Source organism: Hyphomicrobium denitrificans ATCC 51888 (assembly GCF_000143145.1).
GTDB lineage: Bacteria > Pseudomonadota > Alphaproteobacteria > Rhizobiales > Hyphomicrobiaceae > Hyphomicrobium_B > Hyphomicrobium_B denitrificans.
Genome location: NC_014313.1, coordinates 3,157,525 through 3,171,964, shown reverse-complemented (window position 1 = coordinate 3,171,964; position 14,440 = coordinate 3,157,525). Strand labels below are relative to the sequence as shown.

Genomic DNA, 14,440 nt, shown 5'->3' with positions numbered 1-14,440 from the left:
TGGTCTCGCGGGCGCTGTTCGGACATCGAGAGTTCGGTCCGCCGAAATTAGGGATGCGAGCTTGTGGGGGCCTGACGCCGATGTGAGCCTTAACGCCGCGCAGGCGGCCGGGTAAGTCCCGCGCAAGGCGAAGCGCCACTTATGGGATATCCGAACGAATCTCTTGAGGGTGCCCGCGTGACAATCCTGATCGGCCTATTCATCACCCTGGCGTGCATGTTGGGTGGCTTCACGGCCATGGGCGGGCACGTCATGGTCATCTGGCAGCCCTGGGAATACGTCATCATCTGCGGCGCCGCGCTCGGCACGTTCGTCGTCGCAAACCCCATGAAAACAATCAAAGATTGCGGAACAGCAACCACTCAGGCGTTCCGCAACGACGTGCCGACGATGGACGAGCACATCGAGCTGCTGTCGCTGCTCTTTTTCATGATGCGCGAGCTGCGCGACAAGTCGCGGGCCGAGATGGAAATGATCATCGACGCGCCGCAGGATTCGGAAGTCTTCAAGCGCTCGCCGAGCGTCACCGCCAACGACGAACTGACGACATTCATCTGCGACTACTTCCGCTTGATCATCATGGGCAATGCCCGCACCCACGAGATCGAATCGTTGATGGACGAAGAGATCGAGACAGCGCGCCACGACAAGCTCAAGGCCTATCACGCGCTCGTCGCGGTCGGTGACGGCCTCCCGGCTCTCGGCATCATCGCCGCCGTGCTCGGTGTTGTGAAGGCCATGGGGGCGATCGACCAGTCGCCGGAGATTTTGGGCCACCTCATCGCCTCGGCCTTGGTTGGCACGTTCGCAGGCATCTTCTTCTCTTATGCGGTCGTCGGCCCCCTCGCCACGAAGGTCAAGATCGTGCGCGAAAAGCGGCTGCGGTCCTACGTGATCGTCAAACAATCGCTGCTGGCGTTCATGAACGGCGCCATGCCGCAAGTCGCGATCGAGCATGGTCGCAAGGCCATCTCAGCTTACGAGCGGCCGACCATCAACGAGGTCGAGGCGGCGACGATCAGCGGCGGAGCCCGGCCGGGCGAAAGCAAAAAGGCAGCCTGATGATGTCGCGCAGCGCCCTTCCGAGTTCGAAGCCGTCGCTGCCGGCTCAGCGTAACCGCGATCGATCAAAAGGACGGGTCGTACCGTGACGGTTGACGCACCCTCCGAGCTGATGGCGGCACAAAAATCGCTGGAGCGCGCCCTGTCGGCTGGGCAAAATCGGCCGGATCGGCTCCCCGGATTGCAAACGATATTCGGTCAGTTGCCGCGTGTGATGGTCGAAGAACTCGGCAGCGTTTCTTCGTTTCCGGTGAAGGCGCGCCTGCTCGACCTATCCGCCTCGACCATCGGGGAAAGCTGCAATCTACCGCCGAACACGTATGCCGGCGTTGTCCGGGCGGAGCGCTGGCGGAACTGGCTGTATTTCATTTCCGATCCGACGCTCACCGCGCTTTTTGTCGAATCGGCGCTGGGGTGCGAAGGACTCCCCCCCACCGGGCTCACCGAACGCCGCCTGACAAAGACCGACGCCAATATTCTCCGCGTCATGTTCCGGCGCGTCACGCGCGCCCTCTCGCATGCATTTTCTATCCTCGTCGATGTGCAACTCGACCTTGGCGATGTCGTCGACAAGATCGAACTCGAGCCACAACTCAGCACATCGTCGCCCGTCATCTCGGCGCGCTTGGCGATCGAATACTTCGGGCAAACCGGAATTTTGACCATCGTCATTCCGCAGGCCGCGATCGAGCCTGTCCGCGATTTGTTGGCCGTCGCTTCCGCGGGAGAAGCCGTTGGCGCCGCGCCGCCGTCGGCGCGGGCATATGACGACACGTCGTGGTCTAAGCAACTTTCGGAAGAGATCGCGCGTGCCTTCATCGGCCTCAACGGCATTCTTGAAGAGCGGCCGATCTCGCTTGGCGAAGTCCAGCGCTTTGCCGTTGGGTCCGTCGTCGAGTTGACGAGCACGTCCTTGGCGCGCGTCCGCCTCGACGCGGATGAAATCCCGCTGTTCTGGTGTGAATTGGGCAAGCGCGACGGCACGCTGACGTTACGGATCGAAGACGATTTCGATCAGAACAAAGAGACGATCGACGAATTCTACGGCCTCTAGATGTGCACATGGCACAAGGCTGCGGCAGGGTTGAGCGGTAATTATCGCGAATTGGGCGACTAGCGAATCGAAGGCACAGGGCAATGGCGGCGAGCGACATGGACGAAACGGAGCACGGGGGCGAGCCCGCCGTACAAGACTTCGATCAGCCCTTTGCCGGCATGGCCGCGACCGGTTTTGGCGACGGCGAAAGCTCGTCGGGCTTCCCGGACATCATGCCTGCCGATTCGGAAGCGGGTGGCATCGAAGAGCCGCAGATCGAAGCCGACAACAGCGCCATGATCGCGGGGCTGCCCGTGATGATGAAGGTCGTGCTCGGCTCGGCGAAGATGCCCGTCGCGACGCTCGCGAAGCTCGCCAAGGGTTCGGTCGTCAAGCTCGACAAGATGGTCGGCGATCCGGTCGACATTCTCGTCAACGGGCATCTGATTGCGCGCGGCGAAGTCGTCATCCTCAATGAGGCATCATCGCGCTTCGGCGTCGTGCTGACGCAAGTCGGCAAGATCACGCCGGGCAAGTAGGCAAAACGCATGATGCCGCGAGACGCCGGACCCGATTCGCAAAATCCCTCTCGTCCGCTGACGGGTGCGGAGAAAGTCGGCGTACTTCTGCTCGCGCTCGGCAAGGAGCGGGCGAGTGGTCTCCTCAAAAAATTCAACCCGGAAGAGCTGAACATCATCGTTCGCTCGACCGAGGTGATGCCGACGATCTCGGCTTCGGAACTGGAAAAGATCGTCGAGGAATTCGAAAGCCAGCTCGGCCTTGGAACGCCGTTCGTCGGACGCCCCGAAGACGTCAAGCGACTCGTGACGGATGTCATCACCGAAAACAAATCGTCACTCGATGCCGACTCATTCGTAGCGCATCAGGATATCTGGGCGCGATTTGCGGGACTTCCCGACGATATCCTGCACGGCTACATGAGGGCGCAGTCGCCGCAGGTCGCGGCCTATTATCTGGATCGCCTCGGTAGCGAGCGCGCCTCCGGCATCCTGAAAAGTTTTTCGCCTGCCGAGCGCAACGATTTGATGAATCGCATTCTCGGGCTGGGACAGGTCGCGCCGCAAGTTATCGAAGCCCTCGAGACGTCGCTGCATGCGGAGCTGTTCGACAACGATCGCCGCTCGTCGGACAAGCATCTGACCATGGCCGGTATCCTGAACAACATGGACAAGGATGAGTCGGCAGCCATCCTGCAATATCTGACGTCGATTAAGCCGAAAGACGCCGAAGCCATCCGCAAGATGCTCTTCAAATTCGAAGATCTCATCATGCTGCCCGCGCGCGCCATGACGGTGTTGATGGACGGCATTCCGGTTGAGCGGACTGTGATCGCGCTGCAGGGCGCCGACTCCGAGCTTCAGAACAAAGTCTTGGCCGCGCTGTCGCCGCGTGCGCGCCGCATGGCCGAAGCGGAATTGCAGAGCCCTGCCAACGTGGCCGCGCGCGATATTGCGGAAGCGCGTCGCGCAATCGTCGATTCCGTTCTGCGCCTTTCGGCGGAAGGCAACATCGAAGTTCCGTCTCAGGACGCCGCCTAACGCGGTAGCGGCAGGATCTTCCCGTGTCCGAACAGGATCAACAAAGCCGGACAGAGGAAGCAACCGATAAAAAGCTTCTGGATGCGCGCAACGATGGCAACGTGCCGTCATCGCGCGAGGTCCCGAACTTCCTGTATCTGATGGCGGCGCTGCTCGTGATCGCCGTCCTCGGACAAACCTTCGCAAGCCATCTCGGCAGCCTGCTCGTCGGCTTGCTCGCGAACGCCGGCTCGATTCGCCTCGGAAACGGCGGCGATGTGATGCTGCTGTTCGACGTCGTCGGCAAAGCGGCGGCTGTCGTCACCGCGCCGATCATTCTGGCATTCGGCGCAGCGGGCGTGATTGCATCCGTGGCGCAGAATCCGCCCATTCCGATCGCCAAACGGGTCATTCCCGACATCTCGCGCCTGTCGCCGGCCAAGGGCCTGAAGCGGATGTTCAGTCTTTCCGGGCTTTTCGAGTTCCTGAAGCTGTCGCTCCGGCTCGTCGTCGTCGTCGTCACCAGCGTCGCGATCCTGATGTATATGTGGCACGATTTCACGAATTCGATCTGGAACGATCCGTCTGCGATTCTGACGCTGTCGCAGAAAAGCGTCGTCGCGCTTCTGATCTCCCTTGCGCTCATGTCGTTCACGCTGCTGATTTTCGACCTGCCGGTCGCGCACGTGCTCTGGCGGCGCTCGTTGCGCATGGCGCGGCAGGAAATCAAGGACGAGCAGAAGCAGATGGAAGGCGATCCGCTGATGAAGGCGCGGCGCCGCTCCATCGCCAAAGCCCGCTCGCGTCAGCGCATGTTGAAAGGCGTGTCGAAGGCGACCATCGTGATCGCCAACCCGACCCACTTCGCCGTCGCGCTGCGTTATGTGCGCTCCGAGGGCGGCGCGCCGCGCGTCGTCGCCAAGGGACAGGACCTGATCGCGCTGAAAATCCGCCGGATCGCCGAAGAAAATGCGATTCCGGTCATCGAAGACAAGGCTCTCGCAAGGTCCCTCTATGCAAAAGTAGAGGTAGATCAAATGATCCCTGCCGAGTTCTACCGTGCCATCGCGGAAATCCTGATCCGCCTGCAGGCCCGGCGAAATCGCCAGAACCCTGTCCGCACCTGAAGGGCGCCCGTCGATGATACAAAAGGTTCGCGTCGATCACTCTTTCGAACGTGAGCGAATTCTGGGCGATAGCGTTCGCAGCGTCGCCGCCGATTTGCGGATGATCGACCTGCCCGACATCGTCACGTTCCTGAAATCCGGCCAGATCGGATGCGTCAGCGCGCTGGTTCAGGCCTCGATCGAGCTGTCTTTCAAGCCCGAAACACTGAAATTCGGCTACTCGGGGGACGTCTATCTCGACTGGGGTGACGAGCCGCGCGTTTCATTCGACATGGAGTTCCACCATCAGGCCATCCATGTCTATTTCCGCTTGCTGCTCGAAGCGGAAGAAGCCGGCGTCGAAATTACCTACATCTCGTTCGATGGCGAATCGCTGGCGCCTGACCAGAACACCACGCGCCTGCACGAAGCGCTCGGCGAAGCCCGTCTGAACTGAAATATCAGCCGACGGCGTGTGCCTCCGCACACGTTCGCCGGCATCTGTTCAGGCCGACGCAAGCTGGCGCATGCAAACAAGGGTAGAGCCATATCGAGGATCGCCCAATGCAGCCGCTGCAACTCTTTGACCTGGCGTTTCGCCAAAACGAGTGGCTAGCACAGCGCCAGTCGGTGATTTCCCAGAACGTCGCGAACGCCAACACGCCGGGATACAAAGCGCGCGACGTCGAAAGCTTCGAGGACGCGATGCGTAAAGCCGTCCCGATGGCGGTCACCAATCCGGATCACTTCTCACCCGCAGGCGATGGCCTCGTTCAGGCCCGCGACAACGATCCGAACCAGGCCGAGGTTCTCGTGTCCGGCAACGACGTCAGTCTGGAGCAGGAATTCTTGAAGTCGGGCGAGGTGATGCGCGGCTACAGCATGAACACGCAGATCATGAGGACATTCTCCGGCATGCTGCGCTCGGTTACGAAGGGCTGAAGATGAGCGATCCTCTCATCGCATCGACGAGATCCGCGGCCTCCGGGCTCTTCGCGCAGTCGTCGCGCATGCGGGTCGTCTCGGAAAATATCGCGAACGCATCGACCACCGGCAAGACGCCCGGCGCCGATCCGTATCAGCGCAAGACGATCAGCTTTCAGAGCGTGATGGACGAGAACGCCGGAGCCGACCTCGTTCAGGTCGACAAGATCTCGCACGACGAAACGCCGTTCGAAACGCAATACATGCCCGGCAATGCCGCCGCCGACAGCAATGGCATGGTCAAGATGCCGAACGTCAACATGCTGGTCGAGCTTGCCGACATGCGCGAAGCCTCGCGCTCGTACACGGCGAACACGCAGGTCATCAAACAGGTTCGCGAACTCGTTTCCATGACCATCGATCTGATGAGGTCGACATGAGCTTATCGATTGCGATGCTGTCACCTGAGATCAGTCGTATCGGCGGCGCTGCGCCGACGACCACGCCGGCAATCACCCCGCCCGCATCCGCCGGTTCTGTGCCCCAGGCCAGTTTCGCCGACACGCTTGCGTCAATGGCGACTGATGCGATTTCGACGATCAAGGCCGGCGAGACGACGGCAACGGCCGGCATGAAAGGCCAGGCCTCGCTGCAGCAGGTCGTGCAGGCCGTCATGATGGCCGAGCAGACGCTTCAAACGGTAGTGGCGGTTCGCGACAAAGTCGTCGGCGCGTACCAGGAAATCAGCCGAATGCAGATCTGAGGACGTAATCGATGAGAGCGCTTTCAATTGCCGCAACCGGCATGTCGGCACAGCAGACGAACGTCGAAGTGATCGCCAACAACGTCGCGAACATCAACACGACGGGCTTCAAGCGCGCGCGCGCCGAGTTCACTGATCTTCTTTACCAGACCGATCGCGCCGCCGGCACGTTGGCGCGCGACGACGATACCATGATCCCCGAAGGCAACCAGATCGGCCTCGGCGTGCGGACCGTCGCGATCCGTCACCTTTCGATGCAGGGCGCGCTCGCGCCGACCAGCAACAAGCTTGACTTGGCGCTCGACGGCAGAGGCTATTTTCAGGTTCAGGGCGAAAACAACGAGATCCTCTACACCCGCGCCGGCGCTTTCAATAAAGATGCGAACGGTCAGCTCGTGACGCTCGAGGGGAACGTCGTCATTCCCAACATCACGATTCCTTCCACCGCAACGGACGTTCAGATCAATGCGTCCGGACAAGTGTACGCGATCATCGGCGCGACGGGGCAGCAACAGCTTCTCGGTCAGTTGAGCATCGCTAACTTCGCGAACGAGACGGGTCTCGATGCCCTCGGCGGCAACCTGTTCCGCGAAAACCAGGCGTCGGGCGCCGCCGTGATCGGCAATCCTGGCGATTCCGGATTTGCGAAAATTCACCAGGGCTATCTCGAAAGCTCGAACGTCGATCCGGTGAAGGAAATCACCGAGCTGATCGCGGCGCAGCGCGCTTATGAGATGAACTCGAAAGTCATCAGCGCTGCCGACGACATGTTCAGCACCATCACGAAGAACATGCCATGATGAAATCTCTCGCGCTCGGCACGCTTTTCGTATTGGGACTCGCTGGCGCGGCATCCGCCGACGATGCCCTGCGCACGGTCTTCGTGCCCAACAACGTCATCTATCCCGGCGACATGATCACGGCCGACGCGCTCGTCCAACGCCAAGTCCGCGTCAGCTCCGGCAATATGGCCGTCTTCGGTGAGAATCCGAAAGACCTGATCGGCAAGATGGCGCGCCGCACCCTGCTGCGAAACGAATACGTGCCCCGCTCCGCCGTGCGCGAGCAGGACGCCGTTCTGCAAGGCAAGCCGTACAAGGTCATTTACAATTCGGAATCGCTCTCGATCGTGGGCGAAGGTATCGCGCAAAAGGCCGGCGCGGTCGGAGACATCATTTCGGTGCGCAATACCGCAACCGGCGTGATGTTCAAGGCACGTGTGCAGGCGGATCAAACGCTGGCGGTCGACGAGCAATGAGAATTTGCGTCGCATTGCTGCTGTTCATTCTCGGCGCGGGCTCGGCCGCTGCCGCGACGCGTATCAAGGACATCACCGACGTCAAAGGCATCCGCACCAACCAGCTCGTCGGTTACGGCCTCGTCGTCGGATTGAACGGAACAGGCGACACGCTCCGCAACTCGCCGTTCACGCAGCAATCGGTCCAGGCGATGCTCGATCGCATGGGCGTCAATATCCGTGGCTCGCAATATGAGCCGCGCACGCGCAACGTCGCCGCCGTGATGGTGACGGCCGAACTGCCCCCATTCGCGAGCAAAGGCTCGCGCTTCGACGTCACCGTATCGTCGATGGGCGACGCGAAATCGCTTGCGGGCGGGTCTCTGATTTTGACGTCGCTCTCGGGCGCCGATCAGGTGATCTACGCCGCGGCACAAGGTCAGATCACGATCTCCGGCTATCTTGCGAAAGGTGCCGCCGAAAGCATAACATCGGGCATTCCGACTCGCGGACGCATCCCGAACGGCGCCATCGTCGAACAGAACGCGCCGGGAATGCCCGTCGAGGGGATGCCGCTGGTTCTCGAATTGCGCAATCCGGATTTCACGACCGCGATCCGCATTCAGGATGCGATCAATTCCTTCGCCGGCCAGCGTTACGGCATGAAAGTCGCCAGGGCTGAAGACTTCCAAAGCATCACGCTCAGCCGCCCACGCGGTCTATCGGCGACGCGTCTGTTTGCGGAAATCGGCGAGATCACCGTCGATCCCGATCAGACGGCACGCGTCGTCATCGACGAAAGAACGGGCACGATCGTTATCGGCAGCGAGGTGCGCATTTCGACCGTGGCTGTGGCGCATGGCAACATCACCGTGCGCGTGAAGGAGCAGCCAAGGGTTTCGCAACCGCTGCCGTTCTCGAACGGGGAGACGGTGACGGTTCCCGACACCGAGGTGGATGTCCATGAAGCCGGTGGCAGTATCGAAACCTTGCGTGGCGCAAGCCTGCGAGAGCTCGTCTCGGCGCTCAATCGCATGGGTCTGAAGCCCATCGGCATCATTGCGATCCTCCAGGCGATGAAGACGTCAGGCGCGTTGCAGGCGGAGCTGGTGGTGCAATGACGACGTCTGAGCATCATCTGTCCAACTCGTCGCGCGTAGAGTGGTATCGCGCCATCGTGTCGGTTTTTGTGCTCGCACTTTTTTTCGCCACCCCCGTCATGGCTTCGGAAGACTCCAAAGGTGACAAGGATAGACAGGCGGCCGACTCGCTGCCGTTGCCGCCGGTCACGCCGCAGCAGTTGAGCCCTGCGGAGCAATACTGCTCGAGCGTCGTCGATGCGACAGCCGCCGCGCAGATCGCGCAGCAGACCAGCAATCTCGAAAAGGCGAGCAAGGAGCTTGCCGGTCGCGTCGCCATTCTCGATGCCAAGACGACAGAGCTGAAAAGCTGGGTCAAAAAGCGCGAAGAATTCACGGCGAAAGCAACCACCGCGCTCCTCGACATCTACAGCAAGATGAAGCCGGACGCGGCGGCGCATCAGCTGACTGAAATGAATGAACTGACCGCTGCTGCGATCACCGCCAAGCTTTCACCAAAGGTCAGCAGCCTCATTTTGGCGGAAATGGATACGGCGAAAGCCTCGCGCCTTATGGCGATTATTGCCGGTGCGAGCGAGGTCGCGGCGAAGCTGGAGTCGATGGCCAATGCGCAGCATAAATAGGCCAAGACCGAGCGCGCTCTGGGTGACGTGCCTGGCGCTTTTGCTGCCGGCCTGCGCACTGGACCAGTTGAAAGAGGTCAGCCGCGAGCCGGTCATGTCTCCGGTCGGAAGCGGCTTGCTGCCGGAACGTCTGCCGCATGTTCAGCTCCCCGTGACGAAGGCCGCGTATACCTCCGGCAATTCGACGTGGCGCGATTCCGGTGCCGATCTTTTCCGCGATGCGCGCGCCTTCAAGAACGGCGACGTCGTCACCGTCAAAGTCCAGATCAAGGATCAGGCGACGCTCGGCAACACGCTCAATCGCAAACGCGATTCAAGCGTCGGCCTCACGTCCTCGCTCGACTATGATCTCGGCTTCGGCGGCGCGGGCGGTTCCGGTTCCGGCAGCTTGAACGGCAATCTCGATCGCACGACATCGACGGATTCAAAGGGCGGCATCACGCGGTCGGAAAATATCAACCTGCTCGTCGCCGCCGTCGTCAGCGAAGTTCTGCCCAACGGCAATCTGGTCATCAGCGGCACGCAGGAAGTCCGCGTCAACTTTGAGGTTCGAGTCTTGAGCGTCGCGGGCATCATCCGGCCGCGCGATATCTCGACGGACAACCAGATTTCCTACGACAAGATCGCCGAAGCGCGTGTGTCCTACGGTGGCCGCGGTCGCGTGATGGAGGTTCAGCAGCCAGCTTACGGCCAGCAGATCCTCGACATCATAGCGCCGTTCTAGGATCGGGTCGGCATGGCGCAGGCGCTCGTACCAAGCAATGGATCTGCTCCGAGCGCCGCGCCGAGCACGGGCGACCTCGTCAAATCCATGATCGCCGCGGTTGTTCTCGGGATCGCCGGCGGCGGCGCTTTTGGATATTTCGCTGTTCCGGTCGGCCCTGCGCCGGCGCCTGTCGAAGAAGCAAAGCCTGCGAGCGTCGCGCCTGAAGCGCCGTCGGCCGGACGGTTCCCGAGCGATGCGCTGGAAATCTCGATCCCTTCGATCATTGTCGACTTGAGCGGCGAACCGAAGTCGCGAGTCCGCCTGGACGTTTCGATTGTCGCCGTGCATGGCACATCCGAAGCCAGTGTGCTGAAGAACGAGGTTCGCGAGGATATCATCGCCTACCTCAAGGGGCTGACGGTCGCGGACATCCAGGGCGTCAGGGGCCTGCAGAACTTGCGCGAGCAACTTGAAGACCGCGCGAAGATCCGTGGTCGCGGCGCGATCCTGGGATTGCTGATCGGCGGGTTCGTGATCGAATGAGCAAGCGACTGTTCCTGCTGGCGCTCATTCTCTTGGCCGTGATGCCGACGGCGGCGCTCGCCCAGACCATCGACCTCAACACGCTGTTCCCGGCGGGCGACGCATCGGTCTCCGGACGTATCGTGCAGTTGCTGGTCGTGATGACCGTGCTGTCGGTTGCGCCCGGTCTGCTGATGATGGTGACGTCGTTCGCACGGTTCGTGATCGCGCTGTCATTCCTCCGCTCGGGCCTCGGGCTTCAGACGACGCCGAGCAATATGATTCTGGTCAGCCTTGCGCTGTTCATGACCATGTTCGTCATGGCGCCGACGTTCCAGGCGGCCTGGGACAACGGCGTCAAGCCGATGGTCGAGAACAAGATCAGCCAGGAAGAGGGCTACCAGCGGACGACCGAGCCGTTCCGCGCCTTCATGAAGGCGAACGTCCGCGAAAAGGACATCGCAATTTTTCAGGACCTGTCGGCAGAGCGCTTCGGCGAGGCGAACAAAGCCGGCCCCGACGACCTTCGCGTCCTCATCCCGGCGTTCATGGTCTCGGAGCTTCGCCGCGGCTTCGAAATCGGCTTCCTGGTGACGCTGCCGTTTCTGGTCATCGATCTTGTGGTGGCAACGATCATGACGTCGATGGGCATGATGATGATGCCGCCCACTGTGGTGTCGCTACCACTCAAGATATTGTTCTTCGTTCTTGTCGACGGCTGGAGCTTGCTCGTCGGAGCGCTCGTCAAATCCTTCATATAAAGCCGGTGACGTTTCCGCGCGTCCATTGTGCCTGGGCTTCACAATAGTTTCGCCCGGCGGTCCGCTGGTAACCATTAAGAAATAACTCTCCGGTAATTCATTGGCCCATGACAGAGTGGTCGAGTCAAACCACAGGCATGAAGCCGATCTGCCAAGCCGGCAAACCCGGTATGTCCCCAGTAACGCGCATATTAAGTGCCGAGTAGAAGGACAAGGGACATGGGCATGAATAGCATTAACACGAACGTCGCAGCGATGACCGCGCTGCAGTCGCTGCAGCAGACGTCGAAAGACATGTTGACCACGCAGAGCCGCATTTCGACGGGCTTGCGCGTTGCTTCGGCTTCCGACAACGCCGCTTATTGGTCGATCGCGACCTCGATGCGCTCCGACAACGCCGCTCTTTCGACGGTTCAGGACGCGCTCGGCCTCGGCAAGGGCACCGTCAACGTCGCCTATACGGCGATGAACAGCAGCATCGATCTCGTCTCGCAGATGAAGCAGAAGCTTGCTGCAGCTCTCGGACCGGGCGTCGATCGCAGCAAGATCCAGTCGGACATCACGGAACTCCAGAACCAGCTCAAGGGCGTTGCCGATTCGGCAAGCTTCTCTGGTGAGAACTGGCTCTCGGTCGACTCGTCGGCCACCGGCTACAACGCGACGAAATCGATCGTTTCGTCGTTCACGCGCAACTCGAGCGGCGCAGTTTCGATCGGCTACATCACGGTCGATACGTCGAAAGCCGTTCTGTTCGACGCCGGCACCGGCACGGGCGCTGGCGGCATCCTCGACTCGCAGCGCGACTCGGCCGGCGCCGTTGTCTCGACGGGCGGCACGTCGATCATGAACATCGACATCAGCTCGCTGGACAACAGCGCTACCGACCAGGCGACGCTCTCGGGCTACGTCCAGGCGGTTTCCAAGGCACTCGACGAGATGACCTCGGCAGCCACCGGCCTCGGCGCCAACCAGACGCGTATCAATCTGCAGAGCGACTTCGTGTCGACGCTGCGCGATTCGATCACGACGGGCGTCTCGCAGCTCGTTGACGCTGACATGAACGAAGAATCGACGAGACTTCAGGCCCTGCAGGTTAAGCAGCAGCTCGGCGTCCAGGCGCTCAGCATCGCCAACCAGTCGAGCCAGAACATCCTCTCGCTCTTCCGCGGCTGATGAATAAGGATCGGCGCTGAGGCGCCGAACCTATCTCACGTCCCTTCTATCGAGACGGGTCGCCGGTCAGCGCCTTGGTTGCCTTTGCAGCCGTGGCGAGGACTTGGCGGCCCGTCACCTTTACACAAGGTTCGCTCTCTACCGTCGGCTTGGAACCATGCCGGTAGGGTCCGAAAGATGGATTGGCGCCAATTCCAGAATCTATACAGCAGTCTCAAAGGTTTGGGACGGCAGCGCCTTATGGCGCTTGGCGCGGCGGGTTTTCTCGTCTTCGCGCTGATCTCGATCGGCAGCTACTTCGCGTCGCGCTCGAGCTTCGAGACACTTTACGTGGGCCTGACGCCGCCTGACATTTCCAGCATGGGTCGTGAGCTGGCGCAGGCCGGTATCCCGTTCGAAGCCAGTCTCGACGGAACCAAGCTCGGCGTTGCGGTCGGGCAAGCCGAGCAGGCGCGCGCCCTGCTCGCGGAAAAGGGTCTGCCTGGAAGCCCGAATGCGGGCTACGAGCTGTTCGACAAGCTCGGAGCGCTGGGTCTCACCTCGTTCATGCAGGAAGTGACGCGCGTGCGCGCCCTTGAGGGCGAGCTTTCGCGCACGATCCAATATTTGAAAGGCATCCGCGCCGCTCGCGTCCATCTCTATCTACCGGACCAGAACGGTCTGAGGACGAAAAAGCAGACTCCAACGGCGTCCGTCGTCATCAAGACCGATGTCGCGAGCGATGCCACGGCGGCGCCCGCCATCAAGCATCTTATCGCTGCCGCCATTCCCGATATGAAACCGGACGAAGTCCAGGTCATCGGCACCGACGGAACGTTGCTCGGTGGCAGCGGCAGCCCAAGCGGCGATGTCCCGGTCCAAATGCTCGATCTCGAGCGCACCATCTCGACGCAGGTGCAGGACAGCGTGCGCCGCGCCCTGTCGCCGTACCTCGGCATCGACAATTTCGAAGTCAGCGCAATCGCGCGCCTGAACATCGACAAGCACCAGACGACGGAAACGAAATACGACCCCGAGTCCAAAGTCGAACGCTCGACGCGCGTCATCAAGGAAGCGCAGAGCTCGACTGATGGCTCCGGCAGAACCGACGTCAGCGTCGAGCAGAATATTCCGAACGAAGCACCGACGACGAAAGAGCAAAATAAGCGGGCGCAGGATCGGAAAGAGGAAACGACCAACTACGAGATCAGTTCGCACTCCGCCTCCACCACCAGCGAAGGCTACAAGGTCAACAACATCTCGCTCGCCGTCGTCGTCAACAAGAAGCGTATCGCTGAAATCATCGGCAAGGACGCCAAGACCGAAGACATCGAGAAGCAGGTTGCCGAGATTGAGAAAGTCGCGCTGTCCGCCGCTGGTCTCGACACCAAACGCGGCGATCGCATCAGCGTTGCGGCTGTCGAATTCGCGCAATCGCCCTTTGGCGATATCACGGCGCCCAGCACCGACTGGAGCGTGATGCTGATGGGTCTTGCCGGGACCGGAATCAAATCACTGACCATTCTCCTGATCGCCGCCATCGTTGTCTTCGCTGGATTCAAGCCCGCGATGCGGCTTTTGCTGACCGGAAGCGCGGCGACTGCCATCGAAGGCAATGGCGCGGTGGCGGCGCTCGCAGGACCGCCGATCGCGGATGCTGGCGGCGTCACAGCGCCTCTCGACATGCCGGAGATGGCATCGCCACTGCTTGAGCCTGGGGCCAATCCATTCGATTCCGATTTTGGCTCATCGGGCTTCGCGGGTGATGGAATGTCATTCGGCCGCTCGCTTGCGTTTGGTCCCGTCGAGAAGCTCGGTGCGATCATCGATCGTGATGAAGATCAGGCCACGGCCATCATGAAGCATTGGGTCAAGAACGGATGACCGCCAGGGTGCTCAGTCGGGCATTT

General features: G+C 61.0%; 18 protein-coding genes. All 18 read left to right on the top strand.

Annotated features, from left to right (window positions below):
• Positions 1 to 177 precede the first annotated feature (177 nt).
• The 18 genes from motA to fliF all read left to right on the top strand — a co-directional run bounded on the left by motA (position 178) and on the right by fliF (position 14,414).
• Positions 178 to 1,062, top strand: coding sequence for a flagellar motor stator protein MotA (gene motA, locus HDEN_RS15370; protein WP_041922096.1), 885 nt, complete (start codon positions 178 to 180; stop codon positions 1,060 to 1,062).
• Positions 1,063 to 1,147: 85 nt separating this feature from the next.
• Positions 1,148 to 2,116: a FliM/FliN family flagellar motor switch protein gene (locus tag HDEN_RS15365; protein ID WP_013217063.1), complete on the top strand. Its 969-nt coding sequence runs from the start codon at positions 1,148 to 1,150 to the stop codon at positions 2,114 to 2,116.
• Between the two features lie 83 nt (positions 2,117 to 2,199).
• Complete coding sequence (locus HDEN_RS15360) at positions 2,200 to 2,637, top strand: FliM/FliN family flagellar motor switch protein (RefSeq protein ID WP_425337335.1); 438 nt, start codon at positions 2,200 to 2,202, stop codon at positions 2,635 to 2,637.
• Positions 2,638 to 2,646: 9 nt separating this feature from the next.
• Complete coding sequence (locus HDEN_RS15355) at positions 2,647 to 3,657, top strand: FliG C-terminal domain-containing protein (RefSeq protein WP_013217061.1); 1,011 nt, start codon at positions 2,647 to 2,649, stop codon at positions 3,655 to 3,657.
• A 23-nt stretch (positions 3,658 to 3,680) separates the two neighbouring features.
• On the top strand, positions 3,681 to 4,763 hold the full coding sequence (locus HDEN_RS15350; protein WP_013217060.1) for an EscU/YscU/HrcU family type III secretion system export apparatus switch protein: 1,083 nt from the start codon (positions 3,681 to 3,683) through the stop codon (positions 4,761 to 4,763).
• A 13-nt stretch (positions 4,764 to 4,776) separates the two neighbouring features.
• A complete protein-coding gene (locus HDEN_RS15345) occupies positions 4,777 to 5,199 on the top strand; it encodes a hypothetical protein (protein ID WP_013217059.1) in 423 nt (140 codons plus the stop codon).
• Between the two features lie 107 nt (positions 5,200 to 5,306).
• Positions 5,307 to 5,684: a flagellar basal body protein gene (locus HDEN_RS15340; RefSeq protein WP_013217058.1), complete on the top strand. Its 378-nt coding sequence runs from the start codon at positions 5,307 to 5,309 to the stop codon at positions 5,682 to 5,684.
• A gap of 2 nt (positions 5,685 to 5,686) precedes the next feature.
• Positions 5,687 to 6,106 (top strand): flagellar basal body rod protein FlgC, encoded by a 420-nt coding sequence (gene flgC / locus HDEN_RS15335; protein WP_013217057.1) that lies wholly within the window; start codon positions 5,687 to 5,689, stop codon positions 6,104 to 6,106.
• Entirely contained in the window at positions 6,103 to 6,429 is a 327-nt protein-coding gene (gene fliE / locus HDEN_RS15330; RefSeq protein WP_013217056.1) for a flagellar hook-basal body complex protein FliE, read from the top strand. The genes flgC and fliE overlap by 4 nt, the downstream gene beginning before the upstream one ends.
• A gap of 11 nt (positions 6,430 to 6,440) precedes the next feature.
• Positions 6,441 to 7,229, top strand: a complete 789-nt coding sequence (gene flgG, locus HDEN_RS15325) for a flagellar basal-body rod protein FlgG (RefSeq protein WP_013217055.1) — start codon at positions 6,441 to 6,443, stop codon at positions 7,227 to 7,229.
• Entirely contained in the window at positions 7,226 to 7,687 is a 462-nt protein-coding gene (gene flgA / locus HDEN_RS15320) for a flagellar basal body P-ring formation chaperone FlgA (RefSeq protein WP_013217054.1), read from the top strand. Before flgG ends, flgA begins: the two co-directional genes overlap by 4 nt.
• The gene (locus HDEN_RS15315; protein ID WP_013217053.1) at positions 7,684 to 8,787 is read left to right on the top strand and encodes a flagellar basal body P-ring protein FlgI; all 1,104 of its coding nucleotides are present in this window, start codon (positions 7,684 to 7,686) and stop codon (positions 8,785 to 8,787) included. Before flgA ends, HDEN_RS15315 begins: the two co-directional genes overlap by 4 nt.
• On the top strand, positions 8,784 to 9,389 hold the full coding sequence (locus HDEN_RS15310) for a MotE family protein (RefSeq protein WP_013217052.1): 606 nt from the start codon (positions 8,784 to 8,786) through the stop codon (positions 9,387 to 9,389). The genes HDEN_RS15315 and HDEN_RS15310 overlap by 4 nt, the downstream gene beginning before the upstream one ends.
• Complete coding sequence (gene flgH / locus HDEN_RS15305) at positions 9,373 to 10,113, top strand: flagellar basal body L-ring protein FlgH (protein ID WP_013217051.1); 741 nt, start codon at positions 9,373 to 9,375, stop codon at positions 10,111 to 10,113. Before HDEN_RS15310 ends, flgH begins: the two co-directional genes overlap by 17 nt.
• A 12-nt stretch (positions 10,114 to 10,125) precedes the next feature.
• Entirely contained in the window at positions 10,126 to 10,638 is a 513-nt protein-coding gene (locus HDEN_RS15300) for a flagellar basal body-associated FliL family protein (protein WP_013217050.1), read from the top strand.
• Complete coding sequence (gene fliP / locus HDEN_RS15295) at positions 10,635 to 11,378, top strand: flagellar type III secretion system pore protein FliP (RefSeq protein ID WP_013217049.1); 744 nt, start codon at positions 10,635 to 10,637, stop codon at positions 11,376 to 11,378. The genes HDEN_RS15300 and fliP overlap by 4 nt, the downstream gene beginning before the upstream one ends.
• A gap of 219 nt (positions 11,379 to 11,597) precedes the next feature.
• Positions 11,598 to 12,551: a flagellin N-terminal helical domain-containing protein gene (locus tag HDEN_RS15290; protein WP_013217048.1), complete on the top strand. Its 954-nt coding sequence runs from the start codon at positions 11,598 to 11,600 to the stop codon at positions 12,549 to 12,551.
• A gap of 177 nt (positions 12,552 to 12,728) precedes the next feature.
• The gene (gene fliF / locus HDEN_RS15285; RefSeq protein ID WP_013217047.1) at positions 12,729 to 14,414 is read left to right on the top strand and encodes a flagellar basal-body MS-ring/collar protein FliF; all 1,686 of its coding nucleotides are present in this window, start codon (positions 12,729 to 12,731) and stop codon (positions 14,412 to 14,414) included.
• Positions 14,415 to 14,440: the final 26 nt, after the last annotated feature.

What these genes read in the sequence shown, in the direction of transcription:
- flgA (WP_013217054.1), top strand. Translation starts at nt 7,226, where the DNA reads ATGATGAAATCTCTCGCGCTCGGCACGCTTTTCGTATTGGGACTCGCT.
- flgG (WP_013217055.1), top strand. Translation starts at nt 6,441, where the DNA reads ATGAGAGCGCTTTCAATTGCCGCAACCGGCATGTCGGCACAGCAGACG.
- HDEN_RS15310 (WP_013217052.1), top strand. Translation starts at nt 8,784, where the DNA reads ATGACGACGTCTGAGCATCATCTGTCCAACTCGTCGCGCGTAGAGTGG.
- HDEN_RS15315 (WP_013217053.1), top strand. Translation starts at nt 7,684, where the DNA reads ATGAGAATTTGCGTCGCATTGCTGCTGTTCATTCTCGGCGCGGGCTCG.
- HDEN_RS15300 (WP_013217050.1), top strand. Translation starts at nt 10,126, where the DNA reads ATGGCGCAGGCGCTCGTACCAAGCAATGGATCTGCTCCGAGCGCCGCG.
- HDEN_RS15340 (WP_013217058.1), top strand. Translation starts at nt 5,307, where the DNA reads ATGCAGCCGCTGCAACTCTTTGACCTGGCGTTTCGCCAAAACGAGTGG.
- HDEN_RS15355 (WP_013217061.1), top strand. Translation starts at nt 2,647, where the DNA reads ATGATGCCGCGAGACGCCGGACCCGATTCGCAAAATCCCTCTCGTCCG.
- fliF (WP_013217047.1), top strand. Translation starts at nt 12,729, where the DNA reads ATGGATTGGCGCCAATTCCAGAATCTATACAGCAGTCTCAAAGGTTTG.
- flgH (WP_013217051.1), top strand. Translation starts at nt 9,373, where the DNA reads ATGCGCAGCATAAATAGGCCAAGACCGAGCGCGCTCTGGGTGACGTGC.
- flgC (WP_013217057.1), top strand. Translation starts at nt 5,687, where the DNA reads ATGAGCGATCCTCTCATCGCATCGACGAGATCCGCGGCCTCCGGGCTC.
- fliE (WP_013217056.1), top strand. Translation starts at nt 6,103, where the DNA reads ATGAGCTTATCGATTGCGATGCTGTCACCTGAGATCAGTCGTATCGGC.
- HDEN_RS15360 (WP_425337335.1), top strand. Translation starts at nt 2,200, where the DNA reads ATGGCGGCGAGCGACATGGACGAAACGGAGCACGGGGGCGAGCCCGCC.
- fliP (WP_013217049.1), top strand. Translation starts at nt 10,635, where the DNA reads ATGAGCAAGCGACTGTTCCTGCTGGCGCTCATTCTCTTGGCCGTGATG.
- HDEN_RS15290 (WP_013217048.1), top strand. Translation starts at nt 11,598, where the DNA reads ATGGGCATGAATAGCATTAACACGAACGTCGCAGCGATGACCGCGCTG.
- HDEN_RS15345 (WP_013217059.1), top strand. Translation starts at nt 4,777, where the DNA reads ATGATACAAAAGGTTCGCGTCGATCACTCTTTCGAACGTGAGCGAATT.